This is a genomic window from Pseudomonas sp. BGA-UO-ETr-WB11 (assembly GCF_059567785.1).
In genome coordinates, this window is sequence record NZ_JCAQOS010000005.1 from 593,124 (window position 1) to 609,973 (window position 16,850).

Consider the following 16,850-nt stretch of genomic DNA (forward strand, 5'->3'; position numbering starts at 1 on the left):
CGTGCCGCCTCCATTCTTTGCCCGAGGGCTCAGCCATGCACGCCGCCGCTAACGTCAAACTTGAAGCCAGCTGGAAGGCGGCGCTGCACGATGAGTTCGACAAGCCTTATATGCGCGCACTGGGGGAGTTTCTGCGGGCGGAGAAGGCCGCGGGTAAGGTGATCTTTCCGCCGGGGCCGCTAATCTTCAATGCCCTGAATTCCACCCCGCTGGCACAGATGAAGGTGGTGATCATCGGTCAGGACCCCTATCACGGGCCGGGTCAGGCCCATGGCTTGTGCTTCTCGGTGCAGCCTGGAGTGCCGACGCCGCCGTCGCTGCAGAACATCTACAAAGAGCTCAAGCGCGACCTGAATATCGATATTCCCGCCCACGGTTGCCTGCAATCCTGGGCCGATCAGGGTGTGTTGCTGCTCAACACGTCGCTGACCGTGGAGCAGGCGAACGCCGGCTCCCATGCCAAGGCCGGCTGGCAGCACTTTACGGATCGGATTATTGAGGTGGCCAGCGAGCGCGGCGAACACCTGGTGTTCATTCTTTGGGGCGCCCATGCGCAGACCAAGGAGAAGCTCATCGACGCCACCAAACACCTGATCCTGAAGTCGGTGCATCCGTCGCCGCTGTCGGCCCATCGCGGTTTTATCGGCAATGGGCACTTCAGTCGAGCCAACAAGTTTCTCTTGCAGCACGGGCAGACGCCGATCGACTGGCGCCTGCCCGCTCAGGTGTGAGCCTTACTGCAGCATGCACATGGCCGCTTCCATGGCGGCATTGAGGTCTTCGTCTTCGCTGATGTCCTGGTTCGGGTCCAGGCCCAGCTTGGCGAACGCGGGGATTTTGCTCCAGTCCAGCTTGGTGTAGGGGTGTTCGGTGCCGATGTAGCTCTGCAGCGTGGCGACCTGAACGATGTCGACATAGTCGACTTTGGCGGAGTCGCGGCTGAAGTCCAGGTACTGGCTGGGGATCATGGCGATCTGCTCGGGGAACTCCCAAGTGCGCAGGATCTTGTCGCCGATGATCGGGTGAATTTGCTCGATTACATGGTTGAGGCTGATGGAGTCGGACAGCAGCTCGTTGTGGTCTTCGGCGTAGGTCAGGATCGGCAGGGCGCCAATCATGTGCACCAGGCCGGCGAGGGTGGCCTGGTCAGGCAGCAAGCGAGTGAACTGTTTGCACAGTACGTGGCAGATGCCGGCGATTTCGGTGCTTTTGTTCCACACTTCACGCATTTTGTGGTCGACCACGTCCGAGGTGGCCTGGAACATCTGCTCCATGGCCAGGCCTGTGGCCAGGTTGCAGGTGTAGTTGATGCCCAGGCGGTTGATGGCCATGGACAGGTCGGTGATTTCCTTGCTGGTGCGCAGCAGCGGGCTATTCACCACCTTGATGATGCGTGCGGTAAGGGCCGCGTCGTTACCGATCACCTTGCTCAGTTGTGGCGTGCCGATATTCGGGTCTTCGGCGGCTTCGCGCACTTTCAGGGCCACTTCCGGCAGGGTAGGCAGGACCAGGTCGTCGTTGTCGATGGCCTGGATCAGTTCCTGTTGGACTTTATCGGCAAGCTTGCTCATCTCGGTTCTCTTGTTCTGGCGGTTGCCCGTACAGGTTGCTGTGCGGGCCAAAGGGTTCTAGCGCTGAATTTCGCGGTCAACGTCCAGAGTATAGGGTAGGTCGAGGCGTTGCAGGGCGGGGCCCTCCAGGCTGCCCAGGTGCAGGTGGCCATCCAGCAAGGCGTCCTCCTGAACCACGGCCAGCAACTCAATGCCGTCGCTGCTGCGGGCTGCGAGCACTACATCGCCGACGCTGCTGCCATGCACTGGCGAGAACAATGGCGTTGCCACGGCTGGCACCGCGTCGCCGACCAGGCTCAGGCGGTACAAGCGGCGCTTGAGCTTACCCAGGTATTGCATGCGCGCGACGATTTCCTGGCCGGTGTAGCAGCCCTTCTTGAAGCTGACGCCGCCGAGGGCCTGCAGGTTGATCATCTGTGGGATCAGCTGTTCGCGGTTGGCGCCGAACACTTGGCCTACGCCTGCGCGTACTTGGGCCAGCAGCCAATCGTTGAGCGGTGCTTCGCGCAGGTGCGCGGTCAGCGTCGCGAGCACAGCCTCGGCCTGGGCAGCGGGTGCCCAGAGTTCGCTACGGCCATCGCTGAGGCGCACGGCGAGCATGCTATCGACGTGTATCACGCTGTCTGCCGTGGCTGGCAGGTTCAGGCCGAGGCTGGTCAGTACGGCATCACCGCCTTGCAGGCCGATGCGCAGCCATTGCGCGCTTTCGTCGCTCAGCTTGGATTTGCTGAATGCGGCGTACTTCTGCAAGTCGGTCAGTTGGCTGTCGAGCAACTCACTGGCCATGGCCAGCAGGTAACCATCGCCTTGCTGAACAATGCGAAAGCTCGACAGCATGCGACCCTTGGGGGTGCAGCGCGCGCCCAGGCTGGCAGTGTCGGCACTCAGGTAGTTGAGGTTGCAGGTCAGTTGACCTTGCAGGAACTTGCTGGCGTCCGGGCCGCGTACGGCCAGCAGGCCTTCGTGGCTGAGGCGGCAGAAAAAGGCAGAGTCGGTGAAAACGAGGTCGGTCATTACTGATCGCTGGGCAAAAGTCAGGGTTGTCATCATAGAGTGCTGCCGCAGGCTTGTCAGCGGGTGCAGGCAAGCGCCGCGCCCCGCTATAATGGCGCTCTATTTCGAGGAGCGACTCCATGGTCGATACGACTGAACTCAACCGCCTGTTCTGGCACAGCCGCCGCGGCATGCTGGAATTGGATGTGCTGCTGGTGCCTTTCGTGCGCGAGGTGTTCGCCACGCTGGAAGAAGACGACCAGGAGCGTTATCGCAAGTTGCTGACCTGCGAAGATCAGGACATGTTCGGCTGGTTTATGCAGCGTGAAGTGCCGGAAGACCCGGATCTGAAGCGCATCGTCGACATGATCCTGGATCGTGTCCAGCCCAAGTAAGCCCTTCGAATGCCGCTGGCAGGCCTCGCGCCTGCTGCTGTGGCTCTATCTGTTGTGCCTTGGTTTGGCGTTGCTGGCCGTGAGTCTGGCCGCCATCCCCGTGTGGGCGCAACTGCTGGCCGGCGGGCTGGCTCTCTGTCACGCGGCCTGGACCTTGCCCAGGCACATTCTGCTGACCTCCCCCCAAGCCTTTACTGCTCTGCGTCACGATGCGGCTGGCTGGCAATTGTGGAATGCCGCACAGGGCTGGCAGGCGGTGCAATTGCGCCCCGACAGCCTGGCGCTGCCGTGGGCGGTGGTGCTGCATGTTCGTTTGCCGGGCGAGCGCTGGGTGCGCGGCCTGTGCATCCCGCGCGATAGTTTGGCGCGGGAGGTGCATCGGCGTTTGCGCGTGCGTCTGAAGTTCAGTCGGCGTAGATGGCTGGCACCAGAATAGTGTCGCGGGCCTCGGGCAGTTGCTCGGGGTAATCGAGGGTGTAATGCAGGCCACGGCTTTCATGGCGAAGCATGGCTGAACGGATGATCAACTCGGCCACCTGGGCTAGGTTGCGCAACTCGATCAGGTCACGGCTGACCTTGTAGTTACTGTAGAACTCGTCAATTTCGTCCAGCAACAGACGCACCCGGTGCTGGGCGCGCTGCAGGCGCTTATTGGTGCGCACGATGCCGACGTAGTCCCACATAAAACGCCGTAATTCGTCCCAGTTGTGCGCAATGATCACGTCCTCGTCGGAGTCGGTGACTTGGCTGGCGTCCCAGCCCGGCAGGGTGCTGGGAATTTTGACCTGGGCCAGTTGCGCGCAGATGTCGGCGGCTGCCGAGCGGGCGTAGACGAAGCACTCCAGTAGCGAGTTGCTGGCCATACGGTTGGCGCCGTGCAGGCCGGTGAAGCTGGTTTCGCCGATGGCATATAGGCCTGGAATGTCGGTGTGCCCGGCCTGGTCAACGACCACGCCGCCGCAGGTGTAGTGCGCCGCCGGCACCACCGGGATGGGTTCGCGGGTGATGTCGATGCCGAAAGTCAGGCAGCGTTCGTAAACAGTGGGGAAGTGCGACTTCACGAACTCGGCCGGCTTGTGGCTGATATCCAGGTATACGCAGTCGATCCCCAGGCGCTTCATCTCATGGTCGATGGCGCGGGCGACGATATCGCGCGGCGCCAGTTCGGCACGAGGGTCGAAGCGCGGCATAAAGCGCTGGCCGTTGGGCAGTTTGAGCAGTGCGCCTTCGCCACGCAGGGCTTCGGTCACCAGGAAACTCTTGGCTTGTGGGTGATAGAGGCAGGTGGGGTGGAACTGGTTGAACTCCAGGTTGCCCACTCGGCAACCGGCGCGCCAGGCCATGGCGATACCGTCGCCGCAGGCGCCGTCGGGGTTGCTGGTGTACAGATAGACCTTGGCCGCGCCGCCGCAGGCGAGCACGACGAAGCGGGCGCTGTAGGTGTCCACTTCACCGCTGGCGCGATTGAGCACGTAGGCGCCGAGGCAGCGATGGCCTGGCAGGCCGAGCTTGCGTTCGGTGATCAGGTCGACCGCCACGCGCTGTTCCAGCAGTTCGATGTTCGATCGTTGCCGGGCCTGGCCCAGCAGGGTGTTGAAGATCGCGGCGCCGGTGGCGTCGGCGGCATGGATGATGCGCCGATGGCTGTGGCCGCCTTCGCGGGTCAGATGAAACTCGAAGCCGCCGTCTTCCCGGGCGTGCTCATCATCGCGGGTAAAGGGTACGCCCTGTTCGATCAGCCAGTCGATGGCTTCACGGCTGTGCTCTACGGTGAAGCGCACAGCATCCTCACGGCACAGGCCGCCGCCTGCATTCAAGGTGTCTTCGACGTGGGATTCGACCGTGTCGGCATCGTCCAGTACGGCGGCGACACCGCCCTGGGCCCAGTAGGTGGAGCCGTTGTCCAGCGAGCCCTTGCTCAGCACGGCAATGCGCAGGTGCGGCGGCAAGGTGAGCGCCAGGGTCAGGCCTGCGGCGCCACTGCCGATCACCAAAACGTCGTGCTGAAAATGTTGGCTCATGTCCGATATCCGCAAAAAAAGCGCTGGCTAGTATATAGATGGGGTCGAGTGCGCTGTAGCACCCTGCGGCCTGATTGTGCGGGTGGGGAACTTTTCCCCGGATTGCGCTTCTATAGGCGCGCGCAGACCACGGCATTCGAATGCACTGCTGTCTTGTAACGGATTTTCCGTATTTCTGCTCAACTGCAATAAGATTGTCGCCGCAGTCTGACACGGGTCAGGCTGAGCGGCGTCACGCGGAGTCGAAGGTATTCTGCAGGAAGCTTGCGTGAGGGGAGAACTTTTGCACAACCGTCGAGTCTATCTTGGCAGAGCGGTTGGCTGATGCGGTGCTCCCTCATACGCACAACGAGGAGTGTTCATGCTAACCCAGGAAGAGGATCAGCAGCTGGTCGAGCGCGTACAGCGCGGAGACAAGCGGGCTTTTGATCTGTTGGTGCTGAAATACCAGCACAAGATTCTCGGGTTGATCGTGCGGTTTGTGCGCGACCCCCATGAAGCCCAGGACGTGGCTCAGGAAGCTTTTATCAAGGCCTACCGGGCCTTGGCGAATTTTCGCGGTGATAGCCAGTTTTATACCTGGCTGTACCGTATCGCCATCAACACGGCGAAGAACTATCTGGTGGCGCGCGGTCGGCGTCCGCCAGAGTCGGATATCAGTGCAGAAGATGCCGAATTCATGGATGGCGATCACGATCTCAAGGACATTGAGTCACCTGAACGCCTGATGTTGCGGGATGAGATCGAGGCCACTGTGCATCGTGCCATTGCCGCACTGCCCGAGGATTTACGCACGGCCTTGACCCTGCGCGAGTTCGACGGTTTGAGTTATGAGGACATTGCGGCGGTTATGCAGTGTCCGGTCGGGACTGTACGGTCGCGGATCTTCCGTGCCCGTGAAGCCGTTGATAAAGCCCTGCAGCCGTTATTGCAGGACGCCTGATAGCGCGGCGCAAGCCGAGAGAGGAAACATCATGAGTCGTGAAGCCCTGCAGGAATCGCTGTCCGCACTGATGGATAACGAAACCGATGAGCTTGAACTGCGCCGCGTCCTGGCGGCCAGTGGCGAAGGTGAGGTGCGGGCCACGTGGGCGCGTTATCAGGTGGCCCGTGCGGTCATGCATAAAGAGTTGCTGGAGCCTCGCCTGGATCTGGCCGCAGCGGTGTCTGCTGCCTTGGCCGATGAGCCGGCGCCTGCTGTCAGCCAACCACGCTTGCCGTGGCGCGGGCTGGGGCGTTTGGCCGTGGCAGCGTCGGTGACAGTCGCCGTGTTGGCCGGGGTGCGTATGTACAATCAGGATGATCTGGCAACTACGCAACTGGCCCAGCGCGACGCTCTGCCCTTGCTGCACGCGCGGCCTCTGCAGGGGCCTGCGGTACTGGCCGGCTACACGACCAACAGTGTTGTGGTGCCGCAAGGTCAGGGCGCTACTGATGCCCAACAGCGTTGGCAGCAACAGCATCTGCCGGCCTATGTTCGTCAGCATGCCCAGCAGGCCGCCTTTATTGGTACGCAAAGCGCATTGCCGTATGCCCGTGCGGCGAGCATGGAAGGCCGCTGAGTCCTTCTATGCGCGTTTTTCCTCTTCTGGCCGTCTTGCTGTTTGGATTGGTTGCGCCGGTACAGGCGGATCAGCAGGCCACCGCGGATGTGGCGGGCTGGCTGAAGCGAATGGCCGCTGCGGAGCGCCAGCACAGTTACCAGGGCGCCTTTGCCTATGAGCGCAATGGCAGCTTTTCGACCCATGGCATCTGGCATCGGGTTGAGGCAAATGGCCAAGTGCGTGAGCGATTGCTGCAATTGGATGGCCCGGCCCAGGAAGTTGTGCGCATCAATGGCCGACCGCAATGCGTGAGCGGCGCGCCAGCTGAACAATTGACGGATGTGGTGCCGCCGGCCTTGCGCCAGTTGGCAGCGGAGCAGTTGGTGGGTCATTACGATTTGCGCGTTGTCGGCGAATCGCGGGTGGCGGGGCGTAGCGCCGTGGTTCTGCTGATGCTGCCGCGTGATCGTCATCGTTATGGTTTCGAGCTGCACCTGGATCGTTTGACTGCTTTGCCACTCAAATCACTGATGCTCAGTGAACAAGGTCAGTTGTTGGAGCGCTTTCAATTTACCCAGCTGGACACCCTTACCCCGCTGAGCGAGCAAGCGTTGCGCTCGAGTGTTAGCTGCTTGCCGATCAAGTTGGCGCCCGCGGCGCTTGTTACCGTCAATCACTGGCATTCCAGTTGGCTGCCAGCGGGTTTTAACTTGCTGGCAACACACGAACGCAGCGCCTCTGGCGCCGGGGCGGTGGTGACATGGTTGATGTTTGGCGATGGGTTGGCGCGGTTTTCCGTGTTCATTGAGCCGCTGCAGGGCGAGTCGGTTGTGGATACCCGCACCCAGCTAGGGCCTACCGCGGTAGTGTCCAAACGTATGCCGACGGCGGCGGGTGAATTTACCGTTACGGTGGTCGGCGAAATTCCGCCTGGCACTGCCGAGCGCGTGGCGCTGGCGATGCGACCTGCGCAGGAGTCGGCGCAATGATTGAAGAACCAGGCCGCGTTGTGGCGTTGGAGGAGGGGGCTGTATGGGTGCAAACCGTGCGCAAAAGCACCTGCTCCAGTTGTTCTGCCAATGCCGGCTGTGGTCAGGGTTTGCTCGATAAGCTGGCCATCAGTAGTCAGCGCGGCAATGTGCGGGCGTTTACTGACCTGCAGTTGGCGGTTGGTGATGAAGTGGTGATTGGCGTGCGCGAAGAGTTATTGCTGGGCAGCGCCGTGCAGGTTTACCTGTTGCCGCTGCTGGCGTTGCTGGGCGGCGGTTTTATCGCACAAAGCCTTGGGCTGAGTGAACCGTTGAGTATTTTGCTCGGGTTGGGTGCGTTGTTGACGGCGGGCTTGCTGGTGCGCTGGCGCAGTATGCGCGTAGCCGATGATCCAAACCTGCAGCCGGTGGTGGTGCGGGCACTGTTGCTCGGTTCGGTGATTTGCTCTACACCGTAATGGATGTTTTTAACCAGGGGTTCTAACGCAATGCTGAAATTCAAAACCTATCGCGCCACGCTGGTGGCGGTATTGCTGATGAGTCAGGCGCTGGTGGCCAATGCGCAGTTGCCGGACTTTACCGGGCTGGTAGAAGCTGCTTCGCCGGCCGTGGTGAACATCAGTACCCGGCAGAAGGTGCCACAGCGCGCGATGGCCGCCAACGGCCAGCAAATGCCCAATCTGGAAGGCTTGCCGCCGCAATTTCGCGAATTTTTCGAGCGCAGCATTCCGCAGCAGCCGCGTAATCCCGGCGGTCGTCAACGGGAGGCTCAGTCGCTGGGCTCGGGCTTTATCATTTCTGCCGACGGCTATGTGCTGACCAATAATCACGTGGTGGCGGATGCTGATGAAATCATAGTGCGTCTGTCGGACCGCAGTGAGCTGGAAGCCAAGCTGATTGGTGCCGACCCGCGCACCGACGTGGCTTTGCTCAAGGTCGAGGGTAAGGGGTTGCCCATTCTAAAACTGGGCAAGTCTGATGATTTGAAGGTAGGTGAGTGGGTGCTGGCCATCGGTTCGCCGTTTGGCTTTGACCATTCGGCCACCGCCGGCATTGTTTCGGCCAAGGGTCGCAGCTTGCCCAATGAGAGCTATGTGCCCTTCATTCAGACGGATGTGGCCATCAACCCCGGTAACTCTGGCGGCCCGTTGTTTAACCTGGACGGCGAAGTGGTTGGTATCAACTCGCAGATTTTTACCCGTTCGGGTGGATTTATGGGCCTGTCGTTCGCGATTCCCATTGATGTCGCCATGGATGTGGCCACTCAGCTGAAAGCGTCTGGCAAGGTCAGTCGCGGCTGGCTAGGCGTGGTCATTCAAGAAGTGAATAAGGATCTGGCCGAGTCGTTTGGGCTGGAGAAACCGGCCGGCGCGCTGGTTGCCCAGGTGTTGCAGGATGGCCCGGCAGCCAAGGGTGGTTTGCAGGTCGGTGATGTGATTTTGAGCTTGAACGGTCAGCCAATCGTGATGTCCGCCGACTTGCCCCATCTGGTGGGTGCCCTCAAGGCTGGCGACAAGGCCGAGTTGGATGTCGTGCGTGAAGGCGAGCGCAAGATGCTGGCCATGACGGTTGGCGCCCTGCCAGATGATGACGAAGAGCTGGTGGCCAGTGCGGCGCCGGGTGAGGGTGTAAGCAGCAACCGTTTGGGCGTGGCGGTGGTCGAGTTGACCGCTGAACAGAAGAAAACCCTGGATGTAACCAGTGGTGTGTTGGTCAAAGACGTGCAGGATGGTCCTGCGGCCCTGATGGGCGTGCGTCCCGGTGATGTGATCACCCATCTGAATAATCAGGCCATCGACACCAGCAAGACCTTTGCGGCCATCGCCAAGGCCCTGCCCAAGGATCGTTCGGTCTCGATGCGCGTGCTGCGCGGCGGGCGGGCCAGCTTTATTACCTTCAAATTGGCCGAATAAGCCGACGGGCGGATGAACAGGGCGGCTTTTGCCGCCCTTTTTCGTTGCTACCGGCTGACGCCCCAGGCGTGACGCTCAGGGCGCCTTTCAGGTACACTTCCCGGCTATTTTCGGCGGGCAGTCTGCCTGCGGCCTTTTTGAGTGCTGATCCGTGAGTGACCTGAGTCATATCCGCAATTTCTCCATCATCGCCCACATTGACCACGGCAAGTCGACCCTGGCTGACCGCTTTATCCAGATGTGTGGCGGCTTGGCCGAGCGCGAAATGGAAGCCCAGGTCCTGGACTCCATGGACCTCGAGCGTGAGCGCGGCATCACCATCAAGGCCCACAGCGTCACCTTGTACTACAAGGCCAAAGACGGCATTACCTACCAGCTGAACTTCATTGATACCCCAGGCCACGTCGACTTCACCTATGAAGTCAGCCGCTCCCTGGCCGCCTGTGAAGGCGCGCTGCTGGTGGTGGATGCCGGTCAGGGTGTAGAAGCCCAATCGGTAGCCAACTGCTACACCGCCATCGAGCAGGGCCTCGAAGTGATGCCGGTGCTGAACAAGATCGACCTGCCCCAGGCTGATCCGGACCGGGTCAAGGAAGAGATCGAGAAGATCATTGGTATCGATGCCACCGACGCCGTGACCTGCAGCGCCAAGACCGGCCTGGGCGTCGACGACGTGCTCGAGCGTCTGGTGCAGACTATTCCGGCGCCGACCGGCGACATCGAAGCACCGCTGCAAGCGCTGATCATCGACTCCTGGTTCGACAACTACCTGGGGGTTGTTTCTCTGGTGCGCGTGCGCCAAGGGCGGATCAAGAAGGGCGACAAGGTGCTGGTGAAATCCACCGGCAAGATCCACCTGGTGGACAGTGTGGGTGTGTTCAACCCCAAGCACACCGCGACCGTCGACCTGAAAGCCGGCGAAGTGGGCTTTATTATCGCCGGCATCAAGGACATTCATGGTGCGCCAGTGGGCGATACCCTGACCTTGAGTTCGACCCCCGATGTTGACGTGCTGCCGGGCTTCAAACGCATCCAGCCGCAGGTGTATGCCGGCCTGTTTCCGGTCAGCTCTGACGATTTTGAAGACTTCCGCGAAGCCCTGCAGAAGCTGACGCTGAACGACTCGTCCCTGCAGTACACCCCAGAAAGCTCCGACGCCTTGGGCTTTGGCTTCCGCTGTGGCTTCCTCGGCATGCTGCACATGGAGATCATCCAGGAGCGCCTGGAGCGCGAGTACGATCTGGACCTGATCACTACCGCGCCGACAGTAATCTTCGAGCTGCTGCTCAAGACCGGCGAGACCATCTACGTCGACAACCCGTCCAAGCTGCCGGATCTGTCGTCGATCGAGGACATGCGCGAACCGATCGTGCGCGCCAACATCCTCGTACCGCAGGAACACTTGGGCAACGTCATCACCCTGTGCATCGAGAAGCGCGGCATTCAGCACGACATGCTGTTCCTCGGCTCTCAGGTACAGGTGACCTATGACTTGCCGATGAACGAAGTAGTGCTGGACTTCTTCGACCGTCTGAAGTCCACCAGCCGTGGTTATGCTTCGCTGGATTACCACTTCGATCGCTACCAGTCGGCCAATCTGGTCAAACTGGATGTGCTGATCAACGGTGAAAAGGTCGATGCTTTGGCGTTGATCGTGCACCGTGACAACGCGCACTACAAAGGTCGCGCGTTGACCGAGAAGATGAAAGAGTTGATCCCGCGGCAGATGTTCGATGTGGCCATCCAGGCCGCCATCGGTGGGCAGATTGTTGCGCGGACCACAGTAAAAGCGCTCAGGAAGAACGTGTTGGCCAAGTGCTACGGCGGCGACGTCAGCCGTAAACGCAAACTGCTGGAAAAGCAGAAGGCCGGTAAAAAACGCATGAAGCAGGTCGGCAACGTGGAAATTCCACAGGAAGCCTTCCTGGCAGTGCTCAGACTGGATAGCTGAAGACTATGTCGCTAAATTTCCCGTTGTTGCTGGTCATCGCCGTTGCCGTTTGCGGCGTACTGGCCTTGCTTGATCTGTTGCTGCTGGCCCCGCGTCGGCAGACGGCCATCGCCACCTACACCGGTCAGGTCACTGAACCCGATCAGGCGGTGCTGGAACGGTTGAACAAGGAGCCGTTGCTGGTTGAATACGGCAAGTCGTTCTTCCCGGTACTGGCCATCGTGCTGGTGCTGCGTTCGTTTCTGGTCGAGCCGTTTCAGATTCCGTCGGGCTCGATGAAACCAACCCTGGAAGTTGGCGACTTTATCCTGGTCAACAAGTTTGCCTATGGCATTCGCTTGCCGGTGCTGGACCGCAAGGTCATCGAAGTGGGCAATCCGCAGCGCGGTGACGTCATGGTGTTTCGCTACCCCAGCGACCCAAACGTCAATTACATCAAGCGCGTAGTGGGCCTGCCGGGCGACAGCGTGCGTTACAGCCAGGACAAGCGCCTGTTTATTAACGGCCAGGCCGTTGCCGAGCAGTTCGTCGCGGAAGAGCCGGGCAGCCTCGGTAGCGCCATGCTCTACGAAGAGAAGCTTGGCTCTGCTGAGCACCAGATCCGCAAGGAAATGAGCCGTTATCGCATGATGCCCGGTCAAGAGTGGCAGGTGCCGCAAGGCCACTACTTCATGATGGGCGACAACCGCGACAACTCCAACGACAGCCGTTTCTGGAACGATCCGAACATCCCGCGCGAACTGCTGGGCATGGTTCCGGACCAGAACATCGTCGGCAAGGCCTTCGCCGTCTGGTTGAGCTGGGCCGACCCGAAATTACGCAATGTGCCGAGCCTTGCCCGCGTCGGTCTGATCCACTAAGCAAACGTTGGCTTGCGCTGTTTGCGCAGCGTGGGCCATCTATAGTTTTCCTGCCCCTTGGGCATTCAATAATCTGGAGTGAAATCGATCATGACATTGACGCGTTCGCAGAAAGGTATGTCGATGCTGAGCTGGATGGTGCTGTTGGCCGTGGTTGCCTTCCTCGCCAGTGCTGTATTCAAGATGGTGCCGCATTACCTCGACTATATGGCGATGAAAAAGATCATCACCTCGGTGGAAACTGACAAAGCGGCTGAAGTACGCAGCGTGGGCGAGTTCTATTCCTACGTCAGCAAAGGCATGTCGGTTAACAGCATTCGCGACCTGGACATGGAAAAAGCCCTCAAGGTGACCATCGACAACAACGAGTTCCGCGTGCACCTGAAATACGAGAAGCGTGAAGGGCTGATCGAGAACCTCGACCTGGTGGCACGTTTCGACCAAGAATTTCGCGTGCGCATGCCGTGAGTGCATCTTTAGACCGTTTGCAGCGTCAGCTCGGTTACACCTTCCAGGACCAGGAGCTGATGATTCTGGCCCTGACTCACCGCAGTTTCGCCGGGCGTAACAATGAACGCCTGGAGTTTCTCGGCGATGCCATTCTCAACTTCGTTGCCGGCGAGGCGCTGTTTCAGCGCTTTCCTCAGGCCCGCGAAGGTCAGCTGTCCCGTCTGCGCGCGCGTTTGGTCAAGGGTGAAACCTTGGCCATTCTGGCCCGTGGTTTTGACCTGGGTGAGTACTTGCGCCTGGGTTCCGGCGAGTTGAAAAGCGGTGGTTTTCGCCGTGAATCGATTCTTGCCGATGCCCTCGAAGCCCTCATCGGTGCCATCTACCTGGACACCGGCATGGACGCAGCCCGCGAGCGGGTGCTGGCCTGGCTGACCAATGAAATCGAAGGTCTGACCCTGGTCGACACCAACAAAGATCCGAAAACCCGCCTGCAGGAATTCTTGCAGTCGCGCGCGTCCGAACTGCCGTTGTACGAGGTGGTGGACATCCAGGGTGAACCGCACTGCCGGAGTTTTCTGGTGGAGTGCCAGGTTGCCCTTTTGAATGATAAAACCCGGGGTCAGGGAGCCAGCCGCCGCATTGCCGAACAGGTTGCCGCGGCGGCTGCCTTGATTGCCCTGGGGGTGGAGAACGGCCATGACTGATACAACCGCAACACGCTGTGGCTATGTTGCCATCGTCGGCCGTCCCAACGTGGGCAAGTCCACGTTGCTCAACCATATTCTCGGTCAGAAGCTGGCCATCACCTCGCGCAAGCCGCAGACCACTCGCCACAACATGCTCGGCATCAAAACCGAAGGCAGTGTGCAGGCGGTGTATGTGGACACTCCGGGGCTGCACAAGAACGGCGAGAAGGCCCTCAACCGTTACATGAACAAAACCGCTTCGGCGGCGTTGAAAGACGTCGACGTGGTGATCTTCGTGGTCGAGCGCACGCGCTGGACCGAAGAAGACCAGATGGTTCTCGAGCGCATCCAGTATGTGCAAGGGCCGGTCATCGTGGCGATCAACAAGACCGACCGCATCGAAGACAAATCCGAGTTGATGCCCCACCTGGAATGGCTGCAGCAGCAGTTGCCAAACGCCATCATCGTGCCGATTTCGGCCCAGCACGGGCATAACCTTGAGGCGCTGGAACAGCAGGTGGCGAACAACCTGCCGGAAAGCGAGCACTTCTTCCCGGAAGACCAAATCACCGACCGCTCCAGCCGCTTCTTGGCTGCCGAGCTGGTGCGCGAGAAGATCATGCGTCAGCTGGGTGCCGAGCTGCCGTACCAGATCACCGTCGAGATCGAAGAGTTCAAGCAGCAGGGCCGCACCCTGCATATCCACGCCTTGATCCTGGTGGAGCGCGACGGCCAGAAGAAAATCATCATTGGCGACAAGGGTGAGCGGATCAAGCGCATCGGTATGGAAGCGCGCAAAGACATGGAAGTGCTGTTCGACTCCAAGGTCATGCTCAACCTCTGGGTCAAGGTCAAAGGTGGCTGGTCCGATGATGAGCGCGCCCTGCGCTCGCTGGGCTACGGCGACCTGTAAGCCGCGGCATGTCCAGCCTCGCGCAGCCGGCCTTCGTACTGCACAGCCGCGCCTACCGCGAGAGCAGTGCGCTGGTCGATCTGCTCACCCCACAAGGGCGTTTGCGCGCAGTGTTGCGCGGCGCCCGTGGCAAGGCTGGCAGCCTGGCGCGGGCCTTTGTACCGTTGGAGATTGAGCTGCGCGGGCGCGGTGAGCTCAAGACCATTGGCCGCCTGGAAAGCGCCGGGATTCCCAATCTGTTGCACGGCGATGCGTTGTTCAGTGGCCTGTACCTGAATGAGTTGCTGATCCGCCTGTTGCCCGCTGAAGATCCCCACCCCGATGTTTTTGACCACTATGCCGCGACCCTGCTGGCGCTGGCCGCCGGCCGGCCGCTGGAGCCGCTGCTGCGGGCGTTCGAGTGGCGTTTGCTGGACGATCTGGGCTATGGTTTCGCCCTCGATCAGGACCTCTCCGGCCAGCCGGTAACGGCCGATACGCTCTACCGCCTGCGCCCCGATGCTGGCCTGGAAGCGGTCTTTGAACTGCAGCCCGGGGTTTTTTACGGCGCCGATCTGCTGGCCATGGCCCAGGCTGACTGGTCCGCGCCCGGCGCGCTGGCCGCGGCCAAACGGCTGATGCGCCAGGCCTTGGCGCCCCATTTGGGCGGCCGGCCGCTGGTCAGCCGCGAGCTGTTTCTTTCTGCACCCAGAATCAACCTTAAGGACTCTCCCCGTGACTGACGCCCCTCGCATTCTGCTCGGTATCAACATCGATCACGTCGCCACCCTGCGCCAGGCCCGTGGCACCCGTTATCCTGACCCGGTCAAAGCCGCCCTGGACGCCGAAGAGGCCGGTGCCGATGGCATTACCGTGCACCTGCGCGAAGACCGCCGGCATATTCAGGAGCGCGATGTTCGCGTCCTGAAAGAGGTGCTGCAGACGCGGATGAACTTCGAGATGGGCGTGACCGAAGAGATGCTGGCGTTTGCCGAAAGCATTCGCCCGGCCCACGTTTGCCTGGTGCCGGAAACCCGTCAGGAACTGACCACCGAAGGCGGCCTAGATGTAGCCGGCCAGGAAGCGCGGATTCGTGCGGCGGTCGAGCGGCTGGCGCGCATCGGTTGTGAAGTGTCGCTGTTTATCGATGCCGAGCCGCTGCAGATCGAAGCGGCCAAACGCGTCGGCGCGCCGGCCATCGAACTGCACACCGGTCGCTATGCCGACGCCGAGGGCCCGGAAGACGCTGCCCGTGAGCTGGCGCGCATTCGGGACGGCGTTGCTTGCGGCGTGGCCCATGGTTTGATCGTCAATGCCGGCCATGGCCTGCATTACCACAACGTCGAAGCCGTGGCGGCGATTGCCGGCATTAATGAGCTGAACATCGGCCATGCGGTGGTGGCCCATGCCCTGTTTGTCGGCTTCAAGGCGGCCGTGGCGGAGATGAAACAGCTGATTCTGGCGGCCGCACCGGGCCATTAAATCTGCGACTACGCAGGCCAAAAAAGCCCCGCAGTGCGGGGTTTTTTTTGGCCGGTGATTAGCGCTGTGCAGTCGGCGGGAACTGCTGATGTAGGCGTTCGAGTTCGGCGTCCTTGTCTTCCCACAACTGGTTGACCCATTGCTGGAAAGCCAGGCGGTAGGCCTCGTCACCGTCGTAGTTCTTGCCGATAAACTGGGCCGGGATTTCCACTTGTTCGAAACGCACCACCACCCGCTGCAGGCGCCCGCACAGCAGGTCGACGAAGGTCGGCGTGCCGTTGGGGTAATGGATGGTCACGTTGAGCAATGAGGCCAGCTGTTCGCCCATGGCGTCCAGTACGAAAGCGATGCCACCGGCCTTAGGTTTGAGCAGGTACTTGAACGGCGAGTTCTGCTGCGCCTGTTTGGCGGGCGTCAGGCGGGTGCCTTCGAGGAAGTTGAATACTGACACCGGGTTGATCTTGTAGCGCTCGCAGGCCTTGCGCGTGGTGATCATGTCCTGGCCGCGTTTCTCCGGGTGCTTGGCCAGGTACTCCTTGCTGAAGCGCTTCATAAAGGGGAATTCCAGCGCCCACCAGCACAGGCCGATCACCGGCACCCAGATCAACTCCTGCTTGAGGAAGAACTTGAGAAACGGCGCCTTGCGATTGAGCTGGTATTGCAGGATCAGGATGTCGACCCAGCTCTGGTGGTTGCTGGTGACCAGGTAGGAGTGCTGCATGTCGACACTTTCCAGGCCTTGCACATCCCACTGGATCGGCTGCACCAGGTCCATCCAGCCCTTATTCACGGCGATCCAGGTTTGCGCGCAGGCATGCACCCAGTAGTTGATGCTGCGCTGGGCGCCAGCAAACGGCAGGGCAGCCTTGAGCAGGGCGCCGATAAACAGCGGCCAGCAGAAAATCAGGGTGTTGACCAACAGAATCAGGCCAGCGAGCACGCCCCGCAGAGGGGCCGGAAGAAAACGCAGCATGCAGTTACAGCCTCCGAAACAGCGGCGCCGCAGCGCCTTGGAGTGGTTCATGGGGCGCTGCGATGGGCCGCAGCGCGATTGATCGACGCACAGGTTAACGCTTGTGCACTGAAGTGCAAGCCAAGCGCTT

At 60.7% G+C, this 16,850-nt stretch carries 19 protein-coding genes; 15 read left to right on the forward strand and 4 right to left on the reverse strand.

Going from position 1 to position 16,850, the window contains the following annotated elements; all coding sequences use genetic code 11:
- Window positions 1-35: 35 nt before the first annotated feature.
- Complete coding sequence (gene ung, locus AC56DI_RS08155) at window positions 36-731, forward strand: uracil-DNA glycosylase (protein ID WP_496345704.1); 696 nt, start codon at window positions 36-38, stop codon at window positions 729-731.
- Window positions 732-734: 3 nt separating this feature from the next.
- Here the strand turns inward: ung and AC56DI_RS08160 are convergent, their stop codons facing one another.
- Both AC56DI_RS08160 and ygfZ read right to left on the reverse strand, forming a co-directional pair.
- Window positions 735-1,571, reverse strand: coding sequence for an HDOD domain-containing protein (locus AC56DI_RS08160; RefSeq protein ID WP_496345705.1), 837 nt, complete (start codon window positions 1,569-1,571; stop codon window positions 735-737).
- A gap of 57 nt (window positions 1,572-1,628) precedes the next feature.
- The gene (gene ygfZ / locus AC56DI_RS08165; RefSeq protein ID WP_496345706.1) at window positions 1,629-2,585 is read right to left on the reverse strand and encodes a CAF17-like 4Fe-4S cluster assembly/insertion protein YgfZ; all 957 of its coding nucleotides are present in this window, start codon (window positions 2,583-2,585) and stop codon (window positions 1,629-1,631) included.
- A gap of 119 nt (window positions 2,586-2,704) precedes the next feature.
- Here ygfZ and AC56DI_RS08170 point away from each other — a divergent pair, with 119 nt between their 5' ends.
- The gene (locus AC56DI_RS08170) at window positions 2,705-2,959 is read left to right on the forward strand and encodes an FAD assembly factor SdhE (protein WP_324518447.1); all 255 of its coding nucleotides are present in this window, start codon (window positions 2,705-2,707) and stop codon (window positions 2,957-2,959) included.
- Complete coding sequence (locus AC56DI_RS08175) at window positions 2,943-3,395, forward strand: protein YgfX (RefSeq protein WP_496345707.1); 453 nt, start codon at window positions 2,943-2,945, stop codon at window positions 3,393-3,395. The genes AC56DI_RS08170 and AC56DI_RS08175 overlap by 17 nt, the downstream gene beginning before the upstream one ends.
- On the opposite strand, the gene nadB is transcribed toward AC56DI_RS08175, so the two are convergent.
- Window positions 3,364-4,980, reverse strand: a complete 1,617-nt coding sequence (gene nadB / locus AC56DI_RS08180) for an L-aspartate oxidase (RefSeq protein ID WP_496345708.1) — start codon at window positions 4,978-4,980, stop codon at window positions 3,364-3,366. The two genes, AC56DI_RS08175 and nadB, sit on opposite strands and share 32 nt — an antisense overlap.
- A gap of 361 nt (window positions 4,981-5,341) precedes the next feature.
- Between nadB and rpoE the strand changes: the two genes are divergently transcribed.
- The 12 genes from rpoE (at window position 5,342) to pdxJ (ending at window position 15,747) form a co-directional block, all read left to right on the forward strand.
- Window positions 5,342-5,923, forward strand: a complete 582-nt coding sequence (gene rpoE, locus AC56DI_RS08185) for an RNA polymerase sigma factor RpoE/AlgU (protein WP_324518443.1) — start codon at window positions 5,342-5,344, stop codon at window positions 5,921-5,923.
- Between the two features lie 31 nt (window positions 5,924-5,954).
- A complete protein-coding gene (locus tag AC56DI_RS08190) occupies window positions 5,955-6,542 on the forward strand; it encodes an RseA family anti-sigma factor (RefSeq protein WP_496345709.1) in 588 nt (195 codons plus the stop codon).
- Window positions 6,543-6,550: 8 nt separating this feature from the next.
- Entirely contained in the window at window positions 6,551-7,513 is a 963-nt protein-coding gene (locus AC56DI_RS08195) for a MucB/RseB C-terminal domain-containing protein (RefSeq protein WP_496345710.1), read from the forward strand.
- Window positions 7,510-7,971 (forward strand): SoxR reducing system RseC family protein, encoded by a 462-nt coding sequence (locus AC56DI_RS08200; protein ID WP_496345711.1) that lies wholly within the window; start codon window positions 7,510-7,512, stop codon window positions 7,969-7,971. The genes AC56DI_RS08195 and AC56DI_RS08200 overlap by 4 nt, the downstream gene beginning before the upstream one ends.
- A gap of 30 nt (window positions 7,972-8,001) precedes the next feature.
- Window positions 8,002-9,426, forward strand: a complete 1,425-nt coding sequence (locus AC56DI_RS08205; protein ID WP_496345712.1) for a DegQ family serine endoprotease — start codon at window positions 8,002-8,004, stop codon at window positions 9,424-9,426.
- Window positions 9,427-9,577: 151 nt separating this feature from the next.
- The gene (gene lepA, locus AC56DI_RS08210; protein WP_422588563.1) at window positions 9,578-11,377 is read left to right on the forward strand and encodes a translation elongation factor 4; all 1,800 of its coding nucleotides are present in this window, start codon (window positions 9,578-9,580) and stop codon (window positions 11,375-11,377) included.
- A gap of 5 nt (window positions 11,378-11,382) precedes the next feature.
- Window positions 11,383-12,237 (forward strand): signal peptidase I, encoded by an 855-nt coding sequence (gene lepB, locus AC56DI_RS08215; RefSeq protein ID WP_496345713.1) that lies wholly within the window; start codon window positions 11,383-11,385, stop codon window positions 12,235-12,237.
- A gap of 90 nt (window positions 12,238-12,327) precedes the next feature.
- Window positions 12,328-12,705, forward strand: coding sequence for a DUF4845 domain-containing protein (locus AC56DI_RS08220; protein ID WP_496345714.1), 378 nt, complete (start codon window positions 12,328-12,330; stop codon window positions 12,703-12,705).
- On the forward strand, window positions 12,702-13,391 hold the full coding sequence (gene rnc, locus AC56DI_RS08225) for a ribonuclease III (RefSeq protein ID WP_496345715.1): 690 nt from the start codon (window positions 12,702-12,704) through the stop codon (window positions 13,389-13,391). The genes AC56DI_RS08220 and rnc overlap by 4 nt, the downstream gene beginning before the upstream one ends.
- Window positions 13,384-14,286, forward strand: coding sequence for a GTPase Era (gene era / locus AC56DI_RS08230; protein WP_422588561.1), 903 nt, complete (start codon window positions 13,384-13,386; stop codon window positions 14,284-14,286). The genes rnc and era overlap by 8 nt, the downstream gene beginning before the upstream one ends.
- 8 nt (window positions 14,287-14,294) lie before the next feature.
- Entirely contained in the window at window positions 14,295-15,008 is a 714-nt protein-coding gene (gene recO, locus AC56DI_RS08235; protein ID WP_496345716.1) for a DNA repair protein RecO, read from the forward strand.
- Window positions 15,001-15,747 carry a pyridoxine 5'-phosphate synthase gene (gene pdxJ / locus AC56DI_RS08240; protein WP_496345717.1) on the forward strand — a complete coding sequence of 249 codons (747 nt, stop codon included), beginning with the start codon at window positions 15,001-15,003 and terminating at the stop codon, window positions 15,745-15,747. Before recO ends, pdxJ begins: the two co-directional genes overlap by 8 nt.
- 58 nt (window positions 15,748-15,805) lie before the next feature.
- Here pdxJ and yihG read toward each other — a convergent pair whose 3' ends face one another.
- A complete protein-coding gene (gene yihG / locus AC56DI_RS08245) occupies window positions 15,806-16,720 on the reverse strand; it encodes a 1-acylglycerol-3-phosphate O-acyltransferase, YihG family (RefSeq protein WP_496345718.1) in 915 nt (304 codons plus the stop codon).
- Window positions 16,721-16,850 lie beyond the last annotated feature (130 nt).